Raw genomic sequence first — 25,878 nt, forward strand, 5'->3', positions numbered from 1 at the left:
GATGGAGACTATGAAAATTGTTAAATATAGTTGTTTATTGACGCTGTTCGGAGGATTGATGTTGGCTAATGCGGCTTATGCCCAACAATCCCCGATTGTGTCAAGTTACTTTCAAAATGAATATTTATTTAATGCTGCGCAGGTCGGTGTGAATGGTATGAAGGCTGTCGATGCTATTGTTCGCACACCGGTAGGGCAGTATAAGGGGGAGATGAAAGAGAATTATGTCCATGCCATGTATGGCTTTGGCCGGCAGGGCATTGGAGCGGGATTCCGCTCCAATGCGATCGGCGCTTTTAATCTATCCGAAATCAATTTGTCTTATGCTTTGCATTTACCATTGGATGGTGAATCCCGGTTTTTAAGCATGGGTACGGGCGTTAAATTTTTAAGAGAACAGATCAATGCAGATAAAATCGTAGGAGATGTTAATGACCCGATGATCGCGTATTACAATAATGATCCAAATCGCTTTGATATCAATCTCGGTCTAGCGTATACAGCCACACATTTATCGCTGAATCTAGCTGTTAATAATATATTAAGGGATAAACATAATTTTTTACTTAACCCAAGCCCGTTTATCTATTCCAGTATAAAGTACAAGTTTTTATTGAACGATGTCTCTGTACAACCTGTTTTTGCATACAGAAGGTTGTTAAATGACAGGGATGTAGTTGATATAGGGACATCTGTTGGATTTGATGGCTTATTTGATATATATGCTTTTTATCATACCAGTAAAAATATGAGTACAGGATTATCCACTCAAGTGAAAAATTTACGGTTAAACTTGGGATATACCACAACTACAGCAAGTGTGCAGGGGTTAGCTGTTCAAGGATTGGATATTGGTGTACGATACCAATGGTAATCGGAACTGACTTTGTCTTTTTTCAGGACAGTACAGGATAATGTAACCGATTGCGTTTTCTATACTTGTACTGACCATTTTATGATTGATATAAGCCGAGTCAGAAATAAGATAAACCAAAGATAGGATCATTACTGTAAACGTTAAAAAAGAAAACTAATCAATTATATGAAATATCCACCTGTTGGAAGGGATATTCCATATAACCATTAAAAGACTAATTATTTACATATGAAAAGACTGTTAATATGTATTACCAGTGCATTGCTTACACTTTCCATTTCCTGCTCTAAAAAGGAGCTGATCACGCACTATGAGCGTCCGGATTGGTTGAGGGGGAACGCGTGGCAAATACTGGAAGAAAGAGGAGAGTTTACACAATTTTTGGACGGCGTTGAACGGGCCGGTTTTAGGGAGGTCTTAGATGGCAAAACAATTGCCACCGTTTTTGCACCCAATGATGAAGCGTTCACCGCTTATTTTAGGACGAAGAATATCTCTAATATCAGTCAGGTTCCCAAAAATGAATTGAAGAGATTGATAGGATACCACATCGTGTACTACGCATATGGCAAAGATCGACTTTTTGATTATCAACCCGGAGGAAGTGAAGGTTATGAAATTAATAATGCCGGACTTTATTATAAGCACAGGACGAGAAGTATCGACAGCATCACGGTAGAAGTTGACAAGACGGATGGAAAAAGAAAAAAAGTAATTCATAAAGATCGGTTTCTTCCGATTTTCTCCCAACAGCATTTTAATACCAAGGGAATAGATGCCATTCCAAACTATGAGTACTTCTATGGCGCGGGATCTTGGCGCGGAGGCGACGGATTTAACGTAAGCAATGCTTCTGTGGATGAGTATGCTATTCCGGCGGACAATGGATACGTGTATGTAGTTAATGAGGTTGTAGAGCCACTAAATACCGTTTATGACGAATTGGCCAATAGGGGTAATTATCGGGATTTTATCTCGCTTTATGACAAATTTAGAACATTTTGGTATGACGAACAGTCTTCGCTAAACTATGCTGCGGCCGGAGATTCCCTGTATATTGTTAACCACGGTATTTTGCCTCCGATCGCTTCGCAATGGTCGCATAATGGTGAATCGGGATTGCCGGATTATGCGAATCTGGCACAATTGAGTTATAGGGCCTACAGTATCTTTGCCCCCAGCAATACCGCCTTGCAGGGCTTCTTCAATGAATACTTCGCATCTTACTACAATTCGATTTTTGATGTCGATCTGCTGCCTATCTCCATGATTATGTCTAATCACGTGTATCAGGGTAATATTGTTTTCCCGAGTGAGATCGGGAAAAATGAAGACATCAAAACAGCTTATGGTACACCCATACTTTTTAACCCTACTGCAGATGTGCAGGACAAAGCGATTGCTTCCAATGGCGTGTACTATGGGTTGAACAGGGTTTTGATACCGGATTTGTTCAACAGCGTAACAGGTCCTGCATTTCGGAATCCCAGATACAAAATGTTTATGTACATGTTGTGGAGTACCGGCCTGTACCAGACCCTATCGAGCCAAAATATAGAATTTACCTTGTTTATTCCGAACGATGAGACCTTGCTGGAAACCATTGTCGGCAGCAGTTATTTATTTTGGTCAGAAGGTAATCCTTTAGTCTTTGGCGATGAGAGTGTCATGGTGCAAAACGATGACGGTGTGCTCGTGCCATTGTCCATCAGACAACAGGAGGTCTTTCTGTCGGATCATATTGTGTATGGCCGTATGAACTCCATGGTAGAGAAAAAGGTGTATCGTACGCGAAATCCGTTTACCTATGTATATACAGATAACGGAAGGGTTTATTCCTCTGCTACGTACAACATGGCCGATACCGATATCGCGACGACAAACATATCCGGCAATTGGTTCAACGGATTAAGTATAGAACCGTCTAGGAGTTTACTGGCAGAATCAGGTTCTATAAAAGGGACGATTATCGGTGCAGAGACGCCTTCGAACCCTTTGAATAAATATTCGGAATTTGCGAAGTTATTGGCAAGGGCAGGAATGTTGGAGACCGGTAGTGCCTTGTCTTTTTTATTCGGAAACCGTTTTATTCTGTTTGCTCCCGATAACCAAACGGTGTTGCAAGGGATTGCAAACGGTGTTTTTCCGGAGGATAATGCCGCGTTGGCAACGTACCTACGGTCCTACTTTATTTCGGTGCCGGACAATTCTTTAGCGGATTATCCGTTCCCGGGTTTTGGTATACAGGGCGTATGGAATACGACCCAAATGACCGGATATCAGCAGTATAGGTTATTGGAAGTTATTGATCAGAATACACGATTGGAACTGAAAGATACCGATGGTACGATTATACCCGTATCGACGGATTTACCCCAATTGTTTAGTGATGGTGCTGTGTATCGAATTTCAGGACTGCTTAAAAGATAACCAACAATATTTTAACCTATTAAAAATAAGATAAATGAGGCTACAGATTTTAATTTTAGTTGCTCTTTCCTCTTTCATTTTTTCAGCTTTTGCTCAAAGCTCAAAAGTATTGATTGGTACTATTAGAGGAGAAAAAAATGCACCTCTACAAGGAGCCTCGATTTTTGTAGAGAACAAAGAAAATAGAAACTTGAAGGGTGCATCAACGGATGCGTTGGGGCAGTATCAAATAGAAGTTCCTGCTGGAGATGGGCTCACAATTGTGATAGCTTGTATTGGATTTAAATCTACTCGTATTCCCTATAGCGGGCAAGGATCCATTAATATCACATTGATCGTTGATGATCAGTCTATCGAGGAGGTAACCATCGTTCGGGAAGGTGGGGCAAAGAACGATATGGGCATTAGTTTTAGAAACCAAGTCTCGGCTACTGAGCGGTTCGATATGAAAGAACTGGAAGCTATGCCTTTTGCTTCCATCGAAGCAGGACTACAGGGGCGTTTGGCCAATGTGGATATCATCTCCAGCGCGGATCCCGGAGCGCGAAGTTCGATTCGTATCCGCGGTACATCTTCACTCAACGGAAACTCCGAACCGCTGATCGTAGTGGATGGCATCCCTTATCCAACGACAATCAACGATGACTTTAACTTTTCGACGGCCAATGATGAAGACTTTGGAGCCTTGATCAATATATCGCCTAATGATATCGAGTCCATAGAAGTATTGAAAGATGCGGCCGCAACAGCAGTATGGGGTTCTCGCGGAGCGAACGGTGTCCTGTTGTTTACAACCAAGAAAGGCCGTAAAGGGAAAACACAATTTGCATTCTCCTCAAAGATTGACGTAAAGCGCGAAGCCGAGACCATCCCGATGCTGGATGGGGGACAGTATGTGTCCATGGTACAGGATGCGATCTGGAATACGGTCAACGACTTAGGCTATCAAGGATCGACGGCATATCTGAATATGTTGTACAATACTAACGAAATAAAATACGATCCCAACTGGAACTATTTCAACGAATATAACCAGAATACGAATTGGACGGATCTAGTAACCCAGGTGGGCCACTTTGAAGATAATTCACTGTCTATTAGCGGGGGTGGAGACAAGGCTACCTATCGGGTATCCTTGGGTTACCTGAACGATGTCGGTACAACTATCGGTACCAAGCTCAATCGATACAATTCACTGGTCAGCGTGAATTATAGATTTTCCAATAAGTTCAATATCAGTTCTGACTTGTCCTACTCACGGAGTATACAAAATAGCAATTGGACGGGGAAAGATGTTGCTAGTCCCAGAGGAATAGCAATGAATCGCATGCCTAATATGAGCCCATATGTCATCGATGAGTACGGCTTCTATTCGGATCAATATTTTACACCTCGGATTAATTTTCAGGGATCTTTCTTAGGTGAAAGTAAGTCGTCTATTTACAATCCTGTCGCGATGGTCAATGAGTCGATTAATCAGACTACAGGCGAGCAAGCCCGGGCGATCTTTAGAGCGCAGTATAATATTTTACCGTTTTTAAGCTACACAGGTACGATTGGTTTTGACATCCGGTCAAACAAAAGCAGAAAGTTCCTTCCACAGTCGGTCACGGGAGTTATTTGGACAGACCCTTTCTTTAACAGAGGGTCGGATCTGATGTCCGATGCCCTACACCTCAATACGGAAAATAAATTTATTTACAATAAGAATTTCGGTGAAGATCATAATATTGTCGGAACACAACTATTTCAGACCAATGAGTCCCGAAACTTTAGTTATGCTTCGGAGACATCCGGTAATGCCTCTGCATCTTTAAGCGACCCGACGGCCGGCGGGGCGGTCATTAGTATGGGATCGGGTAATTCCATGACCAGAAGTATGGGGGCTATTTCGAGTCTGTATTATGCCTATAAAAACAAGTATATTATTAACGGGATTTATCGTTGGGAAGCCAATTCGGCCATATCGGCACAGCACCGCTGGAAGGGGTTCCCGGCATTCGGGGTGGCCTGGCAGCTTGGGGATGAAGAGTTTATGAAGCAATTTGATTTTCTTGATATGGCCAAATTACGATTCAGCTGGGGGCAAAGCGGAAACGGTCCTACGGGTGCCTATACGTATATGGGTGTTTTTCAACCCATCACACCGGGTTATATGGATATGACAGCCATCCGCCCGACAAGAATACAATTGGATAATTTGAAATGGGAGACCATTACCCAAACCGATATCGGTATAGAATTATCTTTTTTTAAAGATCGTCTGCACTTCACTGGAGAAATTTACAACCGACTGACAACGGACCTCCTGAATAAGGATGTCAAGCTGCCTTCCTCGACTGGTTTTACCGAAATGAAATTTTACAATTCCGGTGAAATGGTAAACAAGGGATGGGAGATCATTTTTAGAGGAGATATATTTCGTGCTAAAGACTTTACCTTGAGTGCAGATCTGAATTTCTCAAGAAACCAGAATGAGGTACTGGAACTGCCGGAAAATCGACAGTTTGAACAGTATAATTTTGATAATGGTAATTACGCCCACAAGATCATTGAAGGAAACCCGTTGGGTTCATTTTACGGGTATAGGTATTTGGGTGTATATCAAAATGAAACCGAGACTTTTGCGCGTGATCTAAACAATAATGTCATTTACGACTTGATGGGGGAGGCCGTTTATATGCAGAATGGTAACCGTAAAGTCTACCCCGGGGATGCCAAATATCAGGACATGGACGGAAACGGGGTCATCAATCAGTACGATATTGTCTATTTGGGGAACGCTATGCCACTGTTTAACGGTGGTGCAGGAATAAGTGTACGTTATAAGGCATTTTCACTGACAACAAATTTTCACGGTAGACTTGGACAAAAAGTCGTCAATCGGGTACGCATCGATACGGAGAATATGCGAGGAATGAACAACCAAAGTACGGCGGTATTAAGCCGATGGAGACACGAAGGCGATCAGACGGATATTCCGAGAGCTTTATTTAATGAAGGATACAATACCTTGGGATCGGATCGCTTCGTGGAGGATGCGTCCTTTATAAGATTGAGATCGGTTTCTGTGCGCTATTCCTTTCCGAAACCGTTTATCAACCGGTTTAATATTACGCGGTTTGACGTCTTTTGTACGATGCAGGATTTATTTACATGGACTAATTATTCCGGTCAGGATCCAGAAGTCTCCCTGTCGTCTAATATATACATGCTCAGTGAAGATAAAGCGAGTACACCCAGACCAAGACGATTCGCATTTGGTATTTTAGCTAATTTTTAATTTGTAAGCTATGAAGATAATTAAATATACAGTAGTCCTATTGGCCGTGTTGAGTAGCTCATGTAGCAAGTGGCTGGATCTCTTGCCAGAGAATGAACAGGTAACGGATAAATATTGGAACACGAAAGAAGAGGTGGAAGCTGTACTTGGATCGGCCTATGTCACCTTACAAAAATCGGTCAACCCCATGATAACCTGGGGCGAGGCCAGAGGGAATATGCTTTCCACCGGTGGCTTCATACCCGTAGGTTTGAACGATTTCAAAAATTTAAGGCTACTTCCTTCCAATGAAATGGTCAAATGGGGAGATTTTTACCAGATTATCAATTATGCCAATATGGTGATACGCTATGCGCCGGATGTAGTGGAGCGGGATCCCTCGTTTAACCCAGCCGTAATGAACTCGTTTTTGTCTGAGGCCTATTTCTTGAGGGGATTGAGTTATTTCTATCTGGTTCGCAATTTTGGGGAAGTTCCCCTGATCCTAGAACCGTATATGAACGATAGTCAGCCGTACGAAGTGAGGAAATCTTCACAGCAGGACATCTATAATCAAATCGTCCTTGATCTGACAACCGCATTGGAGAACAGCAAAGATATATGGCCGACCGTATGGGAAACCAAAGGTCGCTCTACCTCCAATGCAATTCATGCGACATTGGCCGATGTCTATCTGTGGACCGAAGAGTATGATAAAGCGATTTTTTCCTGTAATGCGGTACTCGAATCCGGACGTGTCGGGCTAATTGAAGGCGTGGTAAATGCACGTAACAATTGGTTTACAATCTTCAATCCGGGTAATTCGAATGAGGGTATTTTTGAAATCCAATTTGACTTTGCAAAACAGCAGACCAATAATTTTACAACTATTTTCGGTGCATCTTACAATTGGATTATCTCTCCTTATGGCTTGGCCCTTTTCCAGGAAAATCCGGAAGATATCCGTGGCCTACGTGCAACCTACGCAGCTGACCTCAAGCTGTGGAAATATATCGGTGCAGAGGGAAATACAACGATCCCGAGGCCTCAAAGCGATCAAAATTTTATACTGTATCGTGTAGCCGATATTTATCTGATGAAAGCCGAAGCACTGCTTATGAAAGGGGAGAGTTCCTATCCTGCAGCATTGGAATTGATTGCAGCAGTCCGTTCCCGGGCACAGATCTCTAGACCGATCACACCAGGTTCCACGGAGCTGGAGATGTTAGCGTTATTGATGGACGAACGTGCGCGCGAGTTTGTCGGAGAAGGTAAGCGCTGGTACGACCTTTTGCGTGTTGCAAAGCGCAATAATTATGCGTATAAGGATTACCTTATCGATGAAGTTATGGAAGGGATGACGGGAGGATCTGCCCCAGTGGTACGCTCCATATTAATGAACGAAAATGCCCATTATCTGCCTATTCATCAGGATGAGATACGGAATAATAAACTCTTGGAACAGAATCCCTATTATGCACCTCTAAACTAAGTGAAGAAGATGGAAAGATTAGCAATTATGATAAAATCTCCGCTATATATGATTATCGCAGGTATCCTGTTCTTGACAGGCGCCTGCAAAGATGCTTATGAAGATAATACGTATATGGCATACGAAGAAAAGCCAATAGCTTTATTGCTCAAAAGTGATCCTGATGGCAAGTATGCACTGTGGGTGGAAATATTGGAAAAAGCAGACCTATATAATACGTTGAACCTTGCCCGTATTTATACTTTTTTTGCACCGACAAATACCGGTGTAGAAAGGTATTTGCAAAAGCTTGGTCTTTCGTCTGTATCGCAGATGACCAAGGAGGACGCCAATTATTTGGTAAAATATCACTTGATTCCGGGTGCTCAAATTGATCTCGGGCAATTCCAAAGCGGAGCGATCAACGATTTGAATGCAACAGATGATAACCTGTATATTGAGTTTAGGGAGCTCGGGCTGGAGGCAGTATATCTCAACAGTGAATCCCGGATCAATACCTTTGATATCAAAGCGACGAATGGTATCATACACAGTCTTGACGATGTGCTGGTGCCCTTGACGGCAACTATTTACAACCGGTTGGAAGATCCTAAATTTAGCGTTTTCCGGGAAGCAGTGGTCGCAACAGGTTTAGACGAAATCCTGAACCGGGTATATACCGAGGCTGTGGACCAAAATGGGGAGCCTATACAGCAACGGTTTAAGTATACCACATTTGCGGTTTCCAACAGTACCCTTGCCAAAGAAGGTATACAAAGCCTGCAGGATTTGGTTCAAAAACTAGAAGTGCCAAGTGGTTCAGATTATAAAAATCCCGAGAATGGCCTGTATAAATATGTAGCCTATCATATATTGGCGCAACAGCGCTCTTACGGAGATTTGGGAAAATTCCCGGAAGGTGTGCATACCATGAATTTTGAAACGATGGCAGCCAATGAATTGATGAAAGTCTCTGAAGGGCCGTCGGAATTGGTTATTAATGCCACAACAGACATGCAAAGTTATATCCAATTTGTCGAATTTAATATTGTCGCCAAAAACGGAGTCGTGCATGAGGTAGACAATTGGATGCCGCTGTTTTTGCCGGAGCGCGTGCAGGTTATTTGGGAGTTTACCGACTATCCTGATGTCGCTGCCAATGTGACCAACTACAGAAAATCAGACTTAGGTGCGCAATATAACAAAACATTTACAGCCAGTGAGTTGACCAGTATCAAATGGCAATCTGTCCCGGAAAACCGAGCTGATGTATTGATCTATCGAAATAACAGATCAAACGATGGGATTTGGTATACAGGTACACTGAACTGGGATCACTTTAGAGTCACGCTAGGCGAGTCTGGCTGGATAGAGTTCAAGACACCTACGATTGTAAGGGGGAAATACCGAGTTACCTTTGTCTGGGTCAGCCCGGCATCGAGTACGAATTCGGGAATATGCTCATTTATCATGGATAATCAGACCTTAAATCCGCGATTTGTTATTTCCAATACAGCAGAAGGCAAAAGGACGCAGGTTTTGGGTGAGGTCGATTTTCAGGAGACCACATCGCATACACTGCGCATACTATCGTTGGATGGCAGGTTGATCATCCTGGATCATATCGTTTTTGATCCTATTGACTAAAAATATAAAAGTAGACGTTATGAAACCATCATGATTTTTCAGAATCTGTTCAGAATATACATTGATGAAAAATCTGATAGCTTCATCACCTTTAAAAAATAAATAATATACAGATGAAAAATATTGTATTATTCCTGATTGCACTTAGCACGGTTTTGATGAGTGCATGTCAAAAAACATGGCAGGACCACTACCGGGATCTTGAGGAAACGGAGGTAGTGTCCCCATTGAATGTTTTGGACTATCTTGAAACACAGACTCAATATTCAGCATTCGTGGCAAAGCTGAAGGAATATGGACTGGACAAGGAGCTGGAAAGAGACCACACCCTAACGGTGTGGGCGGTATCCAACGAAAAAATGATGGCATTGAGTAGTATGGACTTTGACGAAGAGTATATACTGAGATATCATATCAACAGTCTGGTATTTGACAAGACGAAACTAAAAACTGGCCTGCGGTTGATGACGTTCAACGGGAAGTATCTTTCTGTGGAAGTCAATGGAGATCAAGTCCATGTTGGGGACGGCACGATTATCAAGGGAAATCAATTGTGTAAAAACGGGGTTGTTCATGAGATCGATCAATTGCTGTCGCCGGATATTAGTATCTATGACTATATCGAGAATCTGGGAGATAGCCATTCCATCATCAGGGACACGATCTTGGCCATGAACGATACGATCTTTGATTTGGCGAATAGCATACCAATCGGTGTAGATTCTAAAGGGAATACCGTATATGACTCTGTTTTTTCGATCACCAACCCGATTTTTTTGAGGTCAAATATTATGTCAGAATTTGCACAGGTGACCATGTTTTTGCCCAGTAATGAAGTGATCGAGGATTGCTTTGCGAATCTGGGCGAGCTATACGGACAGTTTGGTAAGGCATTTTTACGGGCAGACTCGCTTATTGCCTATACTTGGATCAAAGAAGCAATCTTTTACAACAAGGTCATAGAGAACTACGGCACGGAAGATTTAACTTCAGCTTTCAGTAGGTTATGGAAGCCAGATATACAGCAGGCAGACCCTGATTATATGCGCATGAGTAACGGAAGGATCTACAACATTACGAAATTAAAGATTCCGAACAATGTGCATATCTCCATGATTAAGCAGCTGTTTCATTATTGGGAGTCCGTACCGGATGATATCAAACCTAGTCTGTTTACAACGACTGACATAACCAGTATCGTTCCTACAGTTACTGATAATGTGAACTTTCCAGCACTGGGGATTACTGGTTATCCCTATCGGTACTTGCTGATTCAGGGAGATGCAGCGGAAGCATCTGTGCCATCCCTGGATTTCACGGCCATCATGTTGGAACAAGATGCGACTGGTGCGACAACCTACAAGGTGGTGGAGGTGCCCGCGGGCGAATACAACTTGTATATGGGATTCAGGGCGTCGGGTCACCCCTATCTAAATATTTACTTCAATGACGTATTGGTGAGGAGCGGCCTCAATGTAAGCCAATCCAACCCCTGGAATTATGACCGGAATACCAATACGACTCCCGGCGTGTCCAACCATAACGGATGGGGCGGATTAGTCGGCACGGTTAACGTGGAAGGGGAAGGAATGAACTCCTTCAGGATCAAGATCGAGTATTCGAGTGGAACGAAGACCCTTCGACCGTATCACTGGACCCTGGTACCAACAGCAAATAATTATTAACCAACTTTTTAAGTAAGTTTATGAGAAATAGAGCTAGAGGCTTATATAGATTAATTTTAACTTCAACAGTAGTGTTGGGTACCCTGCCCATATTTGCACAGACTATTATTTCAGGTAAGGTTTTGAGCTCATATGACAAAGCACCTATTCCTAATGCGGTAGTTAGTATAGTCAATACATCGCACAACACACAGACCAAGGCAAACGGAACTTTTCGGTTTGAGGATCTGGATACTTTTCCTTCCACGATCAGGGTCTGGAGTCCGGGATATTATGAAGCCATTGTTGAGGTTTTGGGTCGTACTGAATTTGAAGTTACTTTGATTTCTGAAGGCCGGATCAAGTACGACAATGTCATCGACGGCGCCTTTTCAGAGAAAAATAGTGCTTATCTGCAAAGTACGGACTACCGAGCGGGGGCGATAGGTATTGAAAACGTATTGGTCGGCGAGATGGCTGGTCTTCGCATCACGAATAAAAGTGGGATGGTCTCCGAAGGAGGAACAATCAATTTTAGAGGTGCGCGCTCTTTTGAGGCGGACAATTCGCCCTTGATCGTCATTGATGGGATACCTTTTCTACCGGACGCGACCAATTCGCCCATAATAGGCGCATACTCACGCGGAATATTGAGCGCGATCAATGTCAATGATATAAAAAGTGTGCGTCTGCTCAAAGGTGCGGATGCAGCTCGATACGGTTCATTGGGCTCCAATGGCGTATTGTCCTTGGAAACCTCTTCCTCATTGGATCTGCAGACCGTGATCGAGTTTAAAGGAAATTACGGCGTAGCGCATAATTTTAGGACTATCCCAGTATTGGGAGTGAGTGATTACAAAAGTTATTTGGGTAACGTAGGGATGACGGAGTACGATGATATGGGACAGCTCCTGAATAATTTTCCTTTTCTTCGTGATGATCCAAACTATTTTTACAATTACCTCTATAACAATACAACAGACTGGCAAGACCTCATTTATAGAAATGCCTTCGTCACCGACAATCACCTGCGTGTGAAAGGTGGGGATGCAGTCGCAAAATATGATCTTTCCCTCGGGGTATTGAACCAAAACGGAGCATTGGATCAAACAAGAAATACGAGGTACAGTACCCGCATGAATACAACCGTTGCGTTGGGCGCTAAGTTTGACCTGAATGCTGCGATGGGACTGACTTATGCGACGTCCAAGTTGCAGGAGCAGGGCATATCACGAGAGACCAATCCGGTATTGGCGGCCATGTACAGGGCACCGGTGCTAAGCCCTTATAAGAAAGATCGGGATAACAATCTGTTGCCAGACTATGATGCCATAGGGTACTTTGGGGTAACCAATCCGGTAGCACTGTTAAACGACGGAAATGTGAGTTCGGATATATACGATGTATTTGTCAACGCGAACCTAATTTATAAGGCTTCGGCGAACTTACGGTTTACCGGAACAGTGGGTTTGTTTTCAAATTATACCCGGCAAGCTCTTTTCGTGCCGGGATTGTCTAGCGGGACGGTGGCACCTCTGGAAGGAGGAATCGCCCTCAATACGGCTAGGGCTGGGGAGGGGCAAACCTCCAATATTTTCTTAGGAGTGAACACCCTATACGACAAGACTTTTGGGCAAGATGTTTGGCAGATTGGTGGAGGTATACAGTCCATCATGAGCTCGCAAGAATATGATGCGGGATCTGGACGGAATACCAGTTCAGATTTTTACAGAACACTGAACTATACGAATGCTGCGGGCAGGATGTTTTGGGGGTACAGTGAAAAATGGAACTGGTTAAGTTTCTATGGATTTTCCAGCTACAACTTTCGCAATTTGGTGAAGGTTGATGCTTCCCTGAATGTGGACGGCTCTTCGGTATCGGGTAATACTGCCAATCGCTTTGGACTATTTCCCGCGGCAGATGTGTCGTTCCTGATGAGCAATTATGGAGGAATCAAAGATGTCGAAAGTATCAATAGTCTGATTCTGAAATTAGGGTACTCGAAAACAGGAAATAGCCGGTTCTCTTCGAAGCTCTCCAAATCGTATTATTCCAGCCAATTGTACCGACAGTTGGCCGGTGTTGTCGTCGGCAATATCCCAAATACCGGAATACAATGGGAGGATAACCAAAACGTGCAGGCTAACCTTATCTTTTCAGGTTTTGACAGAAAGTTCAACCTAAATGTCGGCTATTATTATTCAAAATCTTCAAACCTGTTGAATATGTTCCCTGTTTCCCCTATAGCGGGTATCGATCGGGTCTATATCAATGGCGGACAGATTGATAATCATGGATTAGAGGTGGATTTAAACCTTTCTGTATTGGATAATCGGACTTGGTCTTTAGCCATCGGTGGAAATATTTCTACGCTGAACAGTACGGTTAAGCAGCTTGTCGGAAACAGTTCCCTAATTGTCGATCAGCCCGATGAGGTGCAACGTATTAATATGGTCGGACAATCTCCGTTTTCTTTCTATGGATACGAATTTATGGGTGTGATTTCGAGTCAGGCAGAAGCACAAGCACATAACCTGACCGATTTTAGAACTCAGGCTTTTGAAGCGGGGGATGCCTTGTTTAATGATGTCAACCAGGATGGTGTTATCGATAAGCAGGATAAACAATTGTTGGGGAGTAGCCTGCCGAAATTATTTGGCGGAGGGTCGGTCAGTTTGCGGTATAAGCAATTCAACCTTCAAGGTTATATGAGCTACAGTCAAGGTGGCCGGATGTACAATGGGCTTCGTAGGAGCTTGGAATCGCAGGATGGTTGGGCTAACCAATCAGAAGCAACCTTACGGAGGTGGCAAGCTGATGGACAGGTGACCGATATCCCGAAAGTACAGTACGGCGATCCAATGGAAAATGCGCGGTTTTCAAGTCGTTGGATAGAAGATGCATCCTATTTGAGGTTGGAAAATTTGATATTCTCTTATAGCATCTCCAAAAGTAGAATTAAAGCATTGAGTAACTCGGAGTGGTATATCGCAGGTGAAAATTTATTTACATGGACCAATTATCTTGGCTTGGATCCCGTGACCGAATACGCCAATCAGGTGGAGTATACAGGCTTAGATTACGGTAAAGTTGCGTTGCCAAGGACATTTAAAATCGGTGTGAACATTAAGTTATAGGATGTAATTTTATGAAAAAAAAATATATAATATACGGGTTATTGATAGGAGCATGCAGCTTTTACAGCTGTGAGAAGTTCTTTGAAGTGGATACCAGTGATATCCTGTTGGATGAAAATTATGTGGGTGAAGCCAACGAGTTGTATTCGGGCTATATCGGTGTTGCCTCCAAAATGCAGGCGATTGCCGATCAGACGATTTTCCTGAGCGACTTGCGGTCAGATTTTCTGGAACCTACGCAAAATGCGCCACAGGATCTATGGGATATCTACAATTTTAAAGAAACCAGAGGCAACGAGTTCGCCAATCCGAGTCCTTATTACGATTTGATTGTCAATGCCAATAACTATATTGACAAAGTCGTGAAATACCGTAAGGAAAACCCTAAAGTAATCGAAGAGTCGGATTATAGGGCATTGATTTCGGGAGCAATCCGATTTAAGGTTTGGACCTATTTGACCGTTGGAAAGCTGTATGGAAAAGTAGCCTATTTTGACAATCCTAATCTGAAGCTTGACGACATCGGCACTATTCCTATGATCACGTTAGATGAGCTGATACCCAAGTTGTTGTCATTAATGGAATCGGGAGTTGACGGTGTGAATGGGTTATACGAAACGAATTGGGCGAACATTCTATTTCCAGGCGTGCCGACCAATCAGCAGGATTTGGTCTGGAATATGATTTGTCCTTCACCCATGCCCTTGTTGATAGAATTACAATTGTGGGCTGGACAATATGAAAAAGTAGTCGCAAACGGGATGAATTTTATTTATGATAACGGGAGTGCGCGTTACAAAGTAAGTAGTGATGACTATAATGGGGAGGCGATTCAGGTGTTTACACGGGATCCGATAACTAGAACGAGAGTATTGATCAATATTGTTCCTTATGATTACGAACGTAACCAAACGAATAGATTGATTAAGTATTTCTCAAATACGCCACCTTCGGTCTATTATTTGAGACCGTCTCAGGTATCTATGGATAGATATGCCAGACAGCTGCGTGCGGACGGACTTAATTTGGGAGACCAGTATAGGGGGGAAAACTTTACCTATTTTTTTCAAAACGGGGATTGGGTCGTTCGAAAATATTCCAGGGACAGAGAGACTCCTTCGGAGATCTATAAAAATAATGTGCATGTCACGATTTACAGAGATGTTGATGTACATTTTGCTGTAATAGAGGCACTGAATCACTTAAGCTTATTCGCGGAAGCTGAAGCTCTTTTGAATAATGGTATAAGTACATATCAGGATTTGAATGTAGGTAACCTAAGATATCCCTTTGCTGATCCCTTGCAAACCACTCCACTTAGAAGAAACTGGGGGATACGTCGTCGTGTCAATATGTCTGCGGTGTATCCGGCCGGGATAGCTAAGCCAGGAGAAGGCAGCACGGCAGCAGATACCACTGCTTACAAAAAGGCATTGGATAAGCTTATTGTGGAAGAAACATTGTTGGAAAGTTCTGGTGAAGCAAAACCTTTCTTTTCCATGGTACGAATTGCCAAGAGATGGCAGGATAATTCCATTGTAGCGGATATCGTATCAAAAAAATACGGTGGTCGCGAAGAGGAAATTCGATCGTACCTGATGGACGAAAATAATTGGTTCATTAAATATCCGCTAAACTAAGTTATTAACAATTATGATCACCATTGTAACAAAACATTCTTGTTACAATGGTGAAAATTAATCTATTTTAAGATTTTTATACGCTAATTTCTTAAATGACACATTTATAGCTAGTAAGCTTTGTTTTATTTATTGTATTAAGATTAATCGGCGCTAAGTGCTGCGGTTTTATGCTGTTCTATTTCAGGATGGCACAGGATGCATGTTAGCTAAGAATAGGTTTATTTTTGTTCTCCACCTGAAAATGGGGGAGTAGTAAACCTATTTATTTTTATTATCAATATAGAAGCCGATGCTCATTACAAAACGAATTATCTTAGCTAGCCTGCTGTTCTTCAGTTTTCTAGCTACCAAGGCACAAGGGAACATTGACGTAACAGGAATTGTTACGGATCAGGACAACACACCTTTAAGCGGTGTAACCATCACCGTCTCCAACAGTACCACGTCTGCACAGACCGATGCAGCAGGTATGTATAAAATTTCTGTTCCAACTGCAGCAACATTAACATTTAATTATCTGGGTTTCGAAGCCCAACAGGTTCCGGTCAATAATCAAACTAAAATTGATATCCAAATGACCAAAAGTACCAATGTGATGGAAGAACTGGTCGTAATAGGATATGGAACCGCCCGGAAAAAGGACTTAACGGGTGCTGTCGGATCCGTAAAAGCGGCCGATATCCGTAATGTACCTGTCACTACTGCTGCCCAAGCTATCACAGGCAAAGTGGCCGGTGTAAATGTGGTTACACAAAGTGGTGCGCCGGGAGCTGATATCAATATTACTGTTCGTGGCGGAACCTCTATTACAGGCGAAACTTCTCCGCTTTATGTAGTGGATGGATTTGTGATGGAAAATGCGTTGATGAATATCGATATCAACGATATTGAAAATATAGACATCCTGAAGGATGCCTCCGCCTCCGCAATTTACGGATCGAGAGGAGCAAATGGAGTTGTCCTTATCACGACAAAATCTGGTAAAGCGGGGCGTACCAGCGTGGATTATAATGCTTATGCAAGTTTTGAAGGGTTAAGTAAAAAATTGGATCTGCTCGACGTGGAGGATTATGTGAAATATCAATACGAATACCAAACCTTAGGTGGTCAGCAAGTTAGGTTTGCGAATATGTTTGGTGGCGATCCAACTGATGCCAATTTTGCGAGTAGCGCATATGATCGAATCCGGAATGACTACGGAAATAGAGCGGGATTGGACTGGCAGGAGGAAGTTTTCGGGGGTACTGCACTTCTCCAAACGCATAATATAAATATTAATGGGGGCAATGAGAACACCAAGTTCATGCTCTCTTACAACAATACAAGTCAAGACGGATTATTGGCTAAAACGGGGTTTCGTCGCAATAGTGTTCGGGCCAAGATAAATCAAAAGCTGTTTGAAGGTGTCGATTTAGATTTCAATACCTTACTTCAAGATGCAAATAGACAAGGATCAGGATCCTTAGATGGCATGCTAAAGATGTCTATACTGCAACCAGCGACTGGTGGTATTCGGTTTACGGACGAACAGCTCCTTAATTCTGATGTTGCAGAAGAGTTACAGCTGATTGATTCGCAATACGATGTCTACAATCCTATTATCATGAACGATGCCCGCACACGCGAACGCGCCTCGAGACTTGCAAACGTTAACATGGGTATAACAGCTAAATTTTTGAACGATTTTACATTTCGTAGTTCAGCCGGCTATCAATGGAACCAACGCAGAACAGATTTTTGGGACGATGGACGTACCGTTAATGCAAGAAATAACGGGGGGCCTTATGGCTCCAGAGCGAATTCGGAATCGTACGAGTGGCAACTGACAAATACATTGTCTTGGATAAAGGATATGGGTAAGCATAACATTAATTTGCTAGCCGGACACGAGGTGCGCTACGAAAAGGGGATGGGCTTAGGACACGAATACTTCGAATTTCCTGCCAATAATTTCGGTTTAAATGATGTGTCGTTAGCAGGACGAACCAATCGTGGTGAAGCGGAGGAAAGACGGTATGGTTTGGTTTCAACCTTTGCCCGGGGTATCTACAATTATGATGACCGTTATTTATTAACAGCAACAATTCGTACGGACGGGGTTTCTACATTTCGGCAAGGTAACAAATGGGGATCTTTCCCCTCTGCATCTGCCGCTTGGAACATACACAATGAGCAGTTTATGGAAAATGTTAGCTTTTTCGATCAATTGAAGCTGAGAGCGGGATACGGTACGACAGGTAATGACCGGATTGGAACAACACGGTATGCGACACTTTATGGATCCACAGTGGTCGCAGTCGGTAATTCACTGATCACAGGTGTGAAACCATCAGATGTATTGGGAAACCCGGATCTGGTTTGGGAAAAAACACAGACGACCAACGTCGCCTTAGATCTGGCTTTTTTCAACAATCGCGTAAACCTGACTACCGATTTTTATAATAACGAGTCGCAAAATCTACTCATCGAAAATCAGATTCCAACGTCTACGGGTTATGCGCTGCAGTACCAAAATATAGCTGCCCTTCGGAATAGAGGTGTAGAAATCTCTTTGAACACCATGAATATTCGAAAGGATGATTTCCAATGGAAATCTAGCTTCAACATGACGTTTAATCGTTCTAAGGTCAAAGCGCTTTTCGGATCAAGTGGTAATGATTACATGATACGAAATTTAAGTTCGCGTATAGATTTTAGAACAGAAGTGGGGGAGCAGGTAAGTCGATTTTATGGTTATAAATACGATGGGGTTTATACAACCGATGATTTTACACAGAATGCGGACGGGTCCTATACCCTGAATGATGGTGTTGCCTCATTGAAGGGCAAAAATCGTTCATCTGTGAAGCCTGGTGATGTAAAGTATATTGCGGTTAATGGCGAAACGGATGCAGATGGTAATCCGGTTTGGTCTACGAATGATCGTACGGTAATTGGTAACCCCGAGCCAAAGTTCTTCGGTGGATTTAATAATGAATTTATCTATAAGAATTTTGATCTAAGTGTTTTTCTGAATTTTGTTTATGGAAACCAAGCGTTTAATATGAATACACAGCGCTATATGGGTCCATATTTACCGAACCAGAACTCATTAGGAATTATGGCAGATCGGTATACACTTATTGATCCGAATACTGGATTGGAGACGAGGGATCTGGGCAGATTGGCCGAATTAAATCCAAATCAGAGTAGTAACGATCAAATATGGAGTTTAAATTCGAGTAATAATATTGCGATCTCCGATGCCCTAGATTATTACTTGGAAGATGCGTCATTCTTACGTGTAAATAATATTACCCTCGGATACACACTGCCTGACGGAGTCTCAAAGAAAGCTTTTATTAACCGGATGCGTGTATACGTTACCTTAAACAACATCCATACGTTTACCAACTATTCGGGTTATGATCCTGAGGTATCGGCAAGCGGAAGTATATTAACCAGAGGAGTGGACAATTCGGCTTACCCTCGGGCGAAGAGTGTAGTGGCGGGCGTTAATTTGACCTTTTAAATTTGAATGCAATGAAAAAAATTATTTATATATTAAGTGCTTCCGTAGTTTTATTGACAACCTCGTGTAAGGATTGGTTAGAACTTCCTTCGCAGAAGGATTTTGATAGCACGACTATTTTTGAAAATCCGGGACGGGTAGAAATGGCACTTTTAGGTGCATATACCAGTACATTTAACATGGAACTGTATTATCAATTTGGCATGGGCACAGATGAAGCCTTCTCCACAGAGGGAGAAACGAATTCAAAAAACCAAGTATCAAATTATGTGTACAATCCGGCCACAAGCCCAAATTCAACTTATCGGACGATGTATGCCGGTGTTGAGCAGGTAAATGTACTTATCCGCAACATTCCTTTGATGGAGAATGTAACGGAGGCGGAAAGAAAACAATTGGATGGTTTTTTGGGTGAAGCATATGCCATACGTGCGAAAAACATGCTGAATGTAGTCCGTTATTTTGGAGATGTACCTTATCCACGCAGGCCTGTTGTCGAGGAAGAAAGTTTCGCTTCATCACGGGTAAGCCGCGATACGATCTTGGATGGTTGTGTAGCAGATCTACAGATGGCGGTCGAATTACTACCTTGGAAAAGCCAATCCGCTACGGCGTCGGAACGCATCACAAAAAATGCAGCGCTAGGGCTTCTTGCGCGAACAGCGTTATATGCAGCAGGCTATTCATTGCGATGGGATCTCAACTCGTATAATCCAGGATCCGTACAACTGGCGCAACGTTCGGATCCGGCGCGGATTCAAGAACTCTATGAAATTGTGCGTGCTGCTTGTGAAGCTGTGGTCACTCAAGGTGAGAATGATTTGGTTGATAGTTATGAAACCATTTTTAGGGATGTGATTAACAGCCGATACAATGTAGAATCTATGCTGGAATACGGTCAGCTGGGTGCAGACCGTAATGAATCAAGAATCGGGTATACCAATGGCATCTTTGCCCATCAAAATTCGTTTCATAAAAAAGCGCAACCGGCAATGGCGGCGATACCGACCTATTACTTTGAGTTTGAGGAAGGGGATAGTAGGAGAGATGTGGCCATTGCGAGCTATTCTCTTGCGGCTGACAGTACGCATCAGATGAATACCTATGCCACGCATACAATCGGTAAATTTCGTGTCAACTGGAAGGGCGATGAGAGTATCGGTGTGAACTTAAGGGATATTAATTGGATTGACCTGCGTTATGCTGATGTATTGCTCATGTATGCCGAAGCCGAAAATGAACTGAATAATGGACCGACTACCGTAGCGAAAGAAATGTATGAGAAGGTGCGCCTACGAGCTTTTGGAGGGGATGCGTCTAAAATAGGCGTGACGCCGTCCGGGTATCAGGATTTTAAAGATGCCATCATTCAGGAACGTAAACTGGAACTTGGATTTGAAGGCTGGAGACGTACCGATTTGATCCGTTGGGGCATTCTTTTCGAGAAGCTTACCAGTACAAAACAAGATATGCTAGATATGGCCAACAAAACTGGGAAATATACTGATATCGATCTATACCGTGCGTACAAACGTACACCGGCTATTTCATTTAACGATCCTACCGTGGCACTAGATTTTATACCTTTTAAGACTGAACCTACCGCAGATGAGGTAACGGATTTAGAGTCAGAAGGCTATACGATATTGGAAATGCATAGCGGTATTTCTGCTTTTAACTCCAATGCTTTAACTGCAGATGCCGTATGGCTTAACAACATTTATCGAGGACTTGAAAAAAATAAAGTAGAACTATTTCCTTTAAGTACAGGTACTATTGACGACAACCCTGGTTTAAGGGGGCAACAACATCCTTTGTACTAATTTACGTGATAGATACATTGAAAAATTATATTAGTTTATTTCTCTTAATGGTTTGTTCGGCTTCGCTCGGAACCGGACAAACTATTATACTCGCCTTACCATTTAAAACTGATTAAATATGAAAGTATGTGCCATCTTGATATCTTATTTGTTCGTTGTCGTCGGCTCTTATGCCCAATCTGTTGGCATCCAGTTTGCGAATTCAGAAATGAATAGATTTCCAGAAGCGTGGCAACTGGATCATGGCAAACGGCTTTACTTTGGATATGCACAAGGCTTGGGCTGCCTGGCGATGTTAAAAGTTTGGGAACAGACAGGAGATCAAAAATACTTTGATTATGTAGAAGCGTGGGGCGATACCATTATCAACGAGCAGGGAGAAATTCACCTGTACAAAGTGGAAACGTACAACGTAGACTATATTAATCCGGGTAAAATTTTGTTTTTCTTATATAAAGAGACGGGTAAGGAAAAATATAAATTAGCTATTGAGCGTCTAATGGATCAACTGAAGCGGCATCCACGTACGTTGGAAGGAGCTTATTGGCACAAGTTGATTTATCCGCATCAAGTGTGGTTGGATGGGGTGTATATGGCGGCGCCATTTGTGGCGCAATATGGTCAGTTCACGCAAGACTCTACGTACTATGAGGATGCGATTAATCACGTCTTAATCGCTGCTAAACATACTTTCGATCCCGCTACGGGTTTGTATTATCATGCCTGGGATGAAAGCAAGAAACAACAATGGGCGAATCCCATAACTGGACAGTCACCTAATTTTTGGGGAAGAAGTATCGGGTGGTGGTATATGGCGTTGGTCGATGTGTTAGATTACATTCCTGCAGATTACCCGAGGAGAGATAGTGTGGTACAGGTTATTCAAGGTTTAGCGAAAAGCTTAACCAGATATCAGGATAAGGACGGTCTTTGGTGGCAGGTGCTGGATAAGGCAGGAGCGCCCAAAAATTACCAGGAAGCCTCGGTGAACAGCATGTTTCTTTATGGCTATAGCAAGGCAATCAATAGAGGTTATATCGGTAAGGAATACGTAAGCGTTGTAGATAAGGTTTTCGAAGGAATAAATACGAAACTGATCCGTAAGGATGGTGATAATCTTACCCTAATCCAGTGCAATGCCGTGGCTGGATTGGGCGGTCATCCTTACCGCGATGGAAGTTACGAATATTATGTGAATGAACGCATTCGTGAAAATGATTCAAAGGCCACAGGGCCATTTATCATGGGATGTCTGGAAGCAAAGAAGTAATAAAAAAAGCTCCGAATTTATTTTCAGAGCTTTTTTTATTACTTCTTATTGGGTTGTAGCGGATATTCTTTCATAATACCTGATACAATTTTAGGTAAATCATTAATTGCTTTTTCGGGAATATCAACCTCTCCAGTACCCCTTGCTTGCCAAATAACACCATTGCTTTTACGATCTACCGCTTCCAATATGATATGTCCGTAGCGGACTTTCTCTTTAGCTACAGGATGTGAGAATCCCATTCCCATACCCCAGCCCATTCCCCAGCCTCCATAGAGTCCCCAGGGTCTATGCCATCCCCATGGGCCGCCCCATCCCCAAGGACCACCCCAGTAATTTCCATAAACTAAGCGACTTTTATTGTTCACAATGGTAACATATCGAAATAATATATCCGGATTTTCTTTGGAATAGGTTAATCCTCTAGCTTCTAGTTCTTTATTTGCTGTGGTAAGGATATTTCCTTTTGCAATATCATTATTAAAATAATCTTTAGATAGCGAATCCACGGGCGGTAACCAACCGTAAGTTTTATACTGGCTGAAATCTAGATTTTGCACGCGGGTGGTGTGGTACTTCTGGGAAGAACACGAAGTCACGACGATCAGCGTCAGACACGAAACAAAAAATAATAACTTTTTCATATGATATATGTAAATAATCTACTAAAACACTTACCCCTTTACCGTTAGACATTCTTTTGGTATAAAGGTTTAACGTTAAAAGGGATATTTTGCAACCAATGGCATCGATCTTCCGATACCAAAAGCTTTAGGACTTACCCGTAGAATCGGTGGTGATTGAAATCGCTTAAATTCAGCATGGCCTAATAGGTGGACAATGCGTTGCACCAACGCTTCTTCGAATCCTAATTTTATAACCTCGCTACCGGATTTTTCTAACTCGACCAGCTGAAATAAGATGGCATCCAATAGATCGTAAGGAGGTAACGAGTCAGAGTCTTTCTGATCCGGACGAAGTTCTGCGGACGGCGGTTTTACGATCGTATTCACAGGAATGATTTCTTTGTTACGATTTATGTAGTTAGCAAGCTCGTAAATTTGAGTTTTATATACATCTCCGATTACAGCGAGTGACCCAGCCATATCGCCATATAAGGTGCCGTAGCCCACTGCAGATTCGCTCTTGTTGGAGGTGTTTAGCAGAATATGTCCGAATTTATTGGATAGCGCCATCAGGAGGGTTCCACGTGTACGTGCCTGTATGTTTTCTTCGGTCGTATTCGGTTGTAAGCCGGTGAAAGTATCGCTCAATGTACCTTCGAAAGCAGATGTAATGTCTTTTATAGGTAGTATTAAGTGGTCACATCCCGTGTTTTGAACCAGATCAAGCGCATCTTTTAAGGAGTGGCCAGAAGAGTAGACGGAAGGCATGAGTACCGTAAGCACGTTCTCGGCTCCCAGTGCTTCGATAGCTAAAGTTGCTACAACTGCCGAATCAATCCCGCCGGATAAGCCCAGTACTGCCTTCTGAAAACCGGATTTTGAAAAATAATCTCTCAATCCAAGTATAAGAGCTTCATGTATTAACGCAATTTCAGCTGCTTCTGGTTTTTCTTCGTGCTGTTCAGTCGCTTGTAGGTTACCCTTGTCAAATGTTACATATTGAATATCTTCTTCGAATTTCTTTAATTCCGCTACGATCTCTCCGTATTGATCCAGCGCAACGGAACGTCCATCAAAAATGATATCGGCATGTGCTCCGATTTGATTAACGTAAATGAGTGGCGCATGTGCTTTTAGTACATTACGCTGCAAAACATTTAACCTCCTTGTGAAATGGGTATAGGAGAAAGGGGAGGCTGCGATATTGATGATTAGATCGGGATGTTCTTGGGCAAGTTCTCCCATCAGATCGCCGATGTACGAATTGTCTCCGTCATCGTCCCACAGATCTTCACATACTGTTAAGGCGACTTTTAGATCATCCATTTGAATACACCTCAGGTTGTCGCTCGGTTCGAAGAATCGGTACTCGTCAAATACATCGTAGTTGGGTAGAAGGGATTTTTTATGGAAGTTCACCACCTTCCCTTTACTGATATATACCGCGGCATTGAATAAATTCTTTCCTTCCCCGCTGGTGTTTTTTAACGGCGCGCCGATTATACAGTCAATATCTTGGCAATGCGTTGCAATGAGGTCTATACTTCGTTTGCATTCTTCTATAAAGACCGCATTGCGCAAAAGATCCTTTGCCGGATAGCCGCCAATGGCCAATTCGGCAAAGACGACTAAATGAGCACCTTGAGATTTTGCTTGTTGTATGGCATCGATTATTTTTTCATTATTTTTTTCAAAATTCCCGATATGATAATTTAATTGTGCTAAAGCGATCTTCATCTGTAGATAATTTGTTTTCCATTAAAAAAATAAGCCGACATTCAGGGATACATACGAGGTCTTGGGTTTATCGGCGCCATATATGCCTTCTCCCATATTGATGGCTCTCGTAAAACCATTATTATAGGCTACACCAGTCAGTAGAGCTAGGTTATTGGATAGTCTCCACTCGGCACCACCGCCGATCAGTAATCCTATACGAAAGATATCAGCACCACTGATCGATGTTTTTGTTGTTTGGCTTGGCAATTGCTCTTTTCCAGATACCTTAAAGCCACCGGTAAAGCCGAACTGACCGTAGAAACGCCCTACCTGGTTTTCTTCGCTTTTGAGTTTTATAGTCAGTGGTACTTCAACGTATTTTAAGTAAATGCTTCGACTGAAATCTTTATAATCACCTTCGGTATCCATGGCATTGCCTGCGGAAATGCTGCTATTAATCGCGTTGATGAGCAGCCCGGTAGAAAAGTAATAGTTTCTAGTAAATCCGAAATCAGCAACGAGACCGTAAGAATACCCCGGTTTCGCTTTTGCCTTAGAACCGTTTTCATATTTTAACCAACCGATATTGGGATTAAATGTAAGTGCTAAGCGGATGTTTTTATCACCGCTGCTATAGGATCGATTGGGGTAATAGTCCTGGCCTTTTGCGGATGTCGTCGCAAAAAATGTCGCTAGAAAAGCGAAAGAAGCAATGAAAATTGCAGGGGGTTTTATCATTCTCTTGTTTATTTAATATACAGGTATGTCTTACTTCATCTAATTGTGTGCACAGCA

Annotated in this window: 14 protein-coding genes; 11 read left to right on the forward strand and 3 right to left on the reverse strand. The window is 42.6% G+C overall.

The genetic code is table 11. The features are described 5' to 3' along the window. The first annotated feature begins 10 nt into the window (after nucleotides 1–10). The 11 genes from FAZ15_RS07930 (at nucleotide 11) to FAZ15_RS07980 (ending at nucleotide 22,738) form a co-directional block, all read left to right on the forward strand. Nucleotides 11–874 (forward strand): PorP/SprF family type IX secretion system membrane protein, encoded by an 864-nt coding sequence (locus tag FAZ15_RS07930; RefSeq protein WP_162304902.1) that lies wholly within the window; start codon nucleotides 11–13, stop codon nucleotides 872–874. Nucleotides 875–1,105: 231 nt separating this feature from the next. Beyond that, complete coding sequence (locus FAZ15_RS07935) at nucleotides 1,106–3,307, forward strand: fasciclin domain-containing protein (protein ID WP_136900784.1); 2,202 nt, start codon at nucleotides 1,106–1,108, stop codon at nucleotides 3,305–3,307. Nucleotides 3,308–3,341: 34 nt separating this feature from the next. Then, nucleotides 3,342–6,590 carry a SusC/RagA family TonB-linked outer membrane protein gene (locus FAZ15_RS07940; RefSeq protein ID WP_136900785.1) on the forward strand — a complete coding sequence of 1,083 codons (3,249 nt, stop codon included), beginning with the start codon at nucleotides 3,342–3,344 and terminating at the stop codon, nucleotides 6,588–6,590. Nucleotides 6,591–6,600: 10 nt separating this feature from the next. Further along, nucleotides 6,601–8,061 (forward strand): RagB/SusD family nutrient uptake outer membrane protein, encoded by a 1,461-nt coding sequence (locus tag FAZ15_RS07945; RefSeq protein WP_136900786.1) that lies wholly within the window; start codon nucleotides 6,601–6,603, stop codon nucleotides 8,059–8,061. A gap of 9 nt (nucleotides 8,062–8,070) precedes the next feature. Next, entirely contained in the window at nucleotides 8,071–9,687 is a 1,617-nt protein-coding gene (locus tag FAZ15_RS07950; protein WP_136900787.1) for a fasciclin domain-containing protein, read from the forward strand. 113 nt (nucleotides 9,688–9,800) lie between these two features. Beyond that, nucleotides 9,801–11,372: a fasciclin domain-containing protein gene (locus FAZ15_RS07955; RefSeq protein ID WP_136900788.1), complete on the forward strand. Its 1,572-nt coding sequence runs from the start codon at nucleotides 9,801–9,803 to the stop codon at nucleotides 11,370–11,372. A 20-nt stretch (nucleotides 11,373–11,392) separates the two neighbouring features. Next, the gene (locus FAZ15_RS07960; RefSeq protein WP_136900789.1) at nucleotides 11,393–14,491 is read left to right on the forward strand and encodes a SusC/RagA family TonB-linked outer membrane protein; all 3,099 of its coding nucleotides are present in this window, start codon (nucleotides 11,393–11,395) and stop codon (nucleotides 14,489–14,491) included. Nucleotides 14,492–14,502: 11 nt separating this feature from the next. Continuing rightward, nucleotides 14,503–16,131, forward strand: coding sequence for a RagB/SusD family protein (locus tag FAZ15_RS07965; RefSeq protein ID WP_136900790.1), 1,629 nt, complete (start codon nucleotides 14,503–14,505; stop codon nucleotides 16,129–16,131). A 292-nt stretch (nucleotides 16,132–16,423) separates the two neighbouring features. After that, nucleotides 16,424–19,645, forward strand: a complete 3,222-nt coding sequence (locus tag FAZ15_RS07970) for a SusC/RagA family TonB-linked outer membrane protein (RefSeq protein ID WP_136900791.1) — start codon at nucleotides 16,424–16,426, stop codon at nucleotides 19,643–19,645. 11 nt (nucleotides 19,646–19,656) lie between these two features. Then, complete coding sequence (locus tag FAZ15_RS07975; RefSeq protein WP_136900792.1) at nucleotides 19,657–21,468, forward strand: RagB/SusD family nutrient uptake outer membrane protein; 1,812 nt, start codon at nucleotides 19,657–19,659, stop codon at nucleotides 21,466–21,468. A gap of 118 nt (nucleotides 21,469–21,586) precedes the next feature. Continuing rightward, nucleotides 21,587–22,738 (forward strand): glycoside hydrolase family 88/105 protein, encoded by a 1,152-nt coding sequence (locus tag FAZ15_RS07980; RefSeq protein WP_136900793.1) that lies wholly within the window; start codon nucleotides 21,587–21,589, stop codon nucleotides 22,736–22,738. Between the two features lie 38 nt (nucleotides 22,739–22,776). Here FAZ15_RS07980 and FAZ15_RS07985 read toward each other — a convergent pair whose 3' ends face one another. From FAZ15_RS07985 to FAZ15_RS07995, 3 genes are all read right to left on the reverse strand, one after another. After that, nucleotides 22,777–23,382 (reverse strand): DUF4136 domain-containing protein, encoded by a 606-nt coding sequence (locus FAZ15_RS07985; protein ID WP_136900794.1) that lies wholly within the window; start codon nucleotides 23,380–23,382, stop codon nucleotides 22,777–22,779. Nucleotides 23,383–23,457: 75 nt separating this feature from the next. Next, nucleotides 23,458–25,101 (reverse strand): NAD+ synthase, encoded by a 1,644-nt coding sequence (locus FAZ15_RS07990; protein ID WP_136900795.1) that lies wholly within the window; start codon nucleotides 25,099–25,101, stop codon nucleotides 23,458–23,460. A 21-nt stretch (nucleotides 25,102–25,122) separates the two neighbouring features. Then, entirely contained in the window at nucleotides 25,123–25,821 is a 699-nt protein-coding gene (locus FAZ15_RS07995) for an outer membrane beta-barrel protein (protein WP_136900796.1), read from the reverse strand. Between the last annotated feature and the right edge of the window lie 57 nt (nucleotides 25,822–25,878).

It is taken from the genome of Sphingobacterium olei (assembly GCF_005048855.1).
Classification (GTDB): Bacteria; Bacteroidota; Bacteroidia; order Sphingobacteriales; family Sphingobacteriaceae; genus Sphingobacterium; species Sphingobacterium olei.

Coding starts and splice junctions, on each gene's coding strand:
- FAZ15_RS07975 (WP_136900792.1), top strand. CDS start 19,657: ATGAAAAAAATTATTTATATATTAAGTGCTTCCGTAGTTTTATTGACA.
- FAZ15_RS07990 (WP_136900795.1), bottom strand. CDS start 25,101: ATGAAGATCGCTTTAGCACAATTAAATTATCATATCGGGAATTTTGAA.
- FAZ15_RS07970 (WP_136900791.1), top strand. CDS start 16,424: ATGCTCATTACAAAACGAATTATCTTAGCTAGCCTGCTGTTCTTCAGT.
- FAZ15_RS07965 (WP_136900790.1), top strand. CDS start 14,503: ATGAAAAAAAAATATATAATATACGGGTTATTGATAGGAGCATGCAGC.
- FAZ15_RS07935 (WP_136900784.1), top strand. CDS start 1,106: ATGAAAAGACTGTTAATATGTATTACCAGTGCATTGCTTACACTTTCC.
- FAZ15_RS07980 (WP_136900793.1), top strand. CDS start 21,587: ATGAAAGTATGTGCCATCTTGATATCTTATTTGTTCGTTGTCGTCGGC.
- FAZ15_RS07955 (WP_136900788.1), top strand. CDS start 9,801: ATGAAAAATATTGTATTATTCCTGATTGCACTTAGCACGGTTTTGATG.
- FAZ15_RS07945 (WP_136900786.1), top strand. CDS start 6,601: ATGAAGATAATTAAATATACAGTAGTCCTATTGGCCGTGTTGAGTAGC.
- FAZ15_RS07985 (WP_136900794.1), bottom strand. CDS start 23,382: ATGAAAAAGTTATTATTTTTTGTTTCGTGTCTGACGCTGATCGTCGTG.
- FAZ15_RS07940 (WP_136900785.1), top strand. CDS start 3,342: ATGAGGCTACAGATTTTAATTTTAGTTGCTCTTTCCTCTTTCATTTTT.
- FAZ15_RS07930 (WP_162304902.1), top strand. CDS start 11: ATGAAAATTGTTAAATATAGTTGTTTATTGACGCTGTTCGGAGGATTG.
- FAZ15_RS07995 (WP_136900796.1), bottom strand. CDS start 25,821: ATGATAAAACCCCCTGCAATTTTCATTGCTTCTTTCGCTTTTCTAGCG.
- FAZ15_RS07950 (WP_136900787.1), top strand. CDS start 8,071: ATGGAAAGATTAGCAATTATGATAAAATCTCCGCTATATATGATTATC.
- FAZ15_RS07960 (WP_136900789.1), top strand. CDS start 11,393: ATGAGAAATAGAGCTAGAGGCTTATATAGATTAATTTTAACTTCAACA.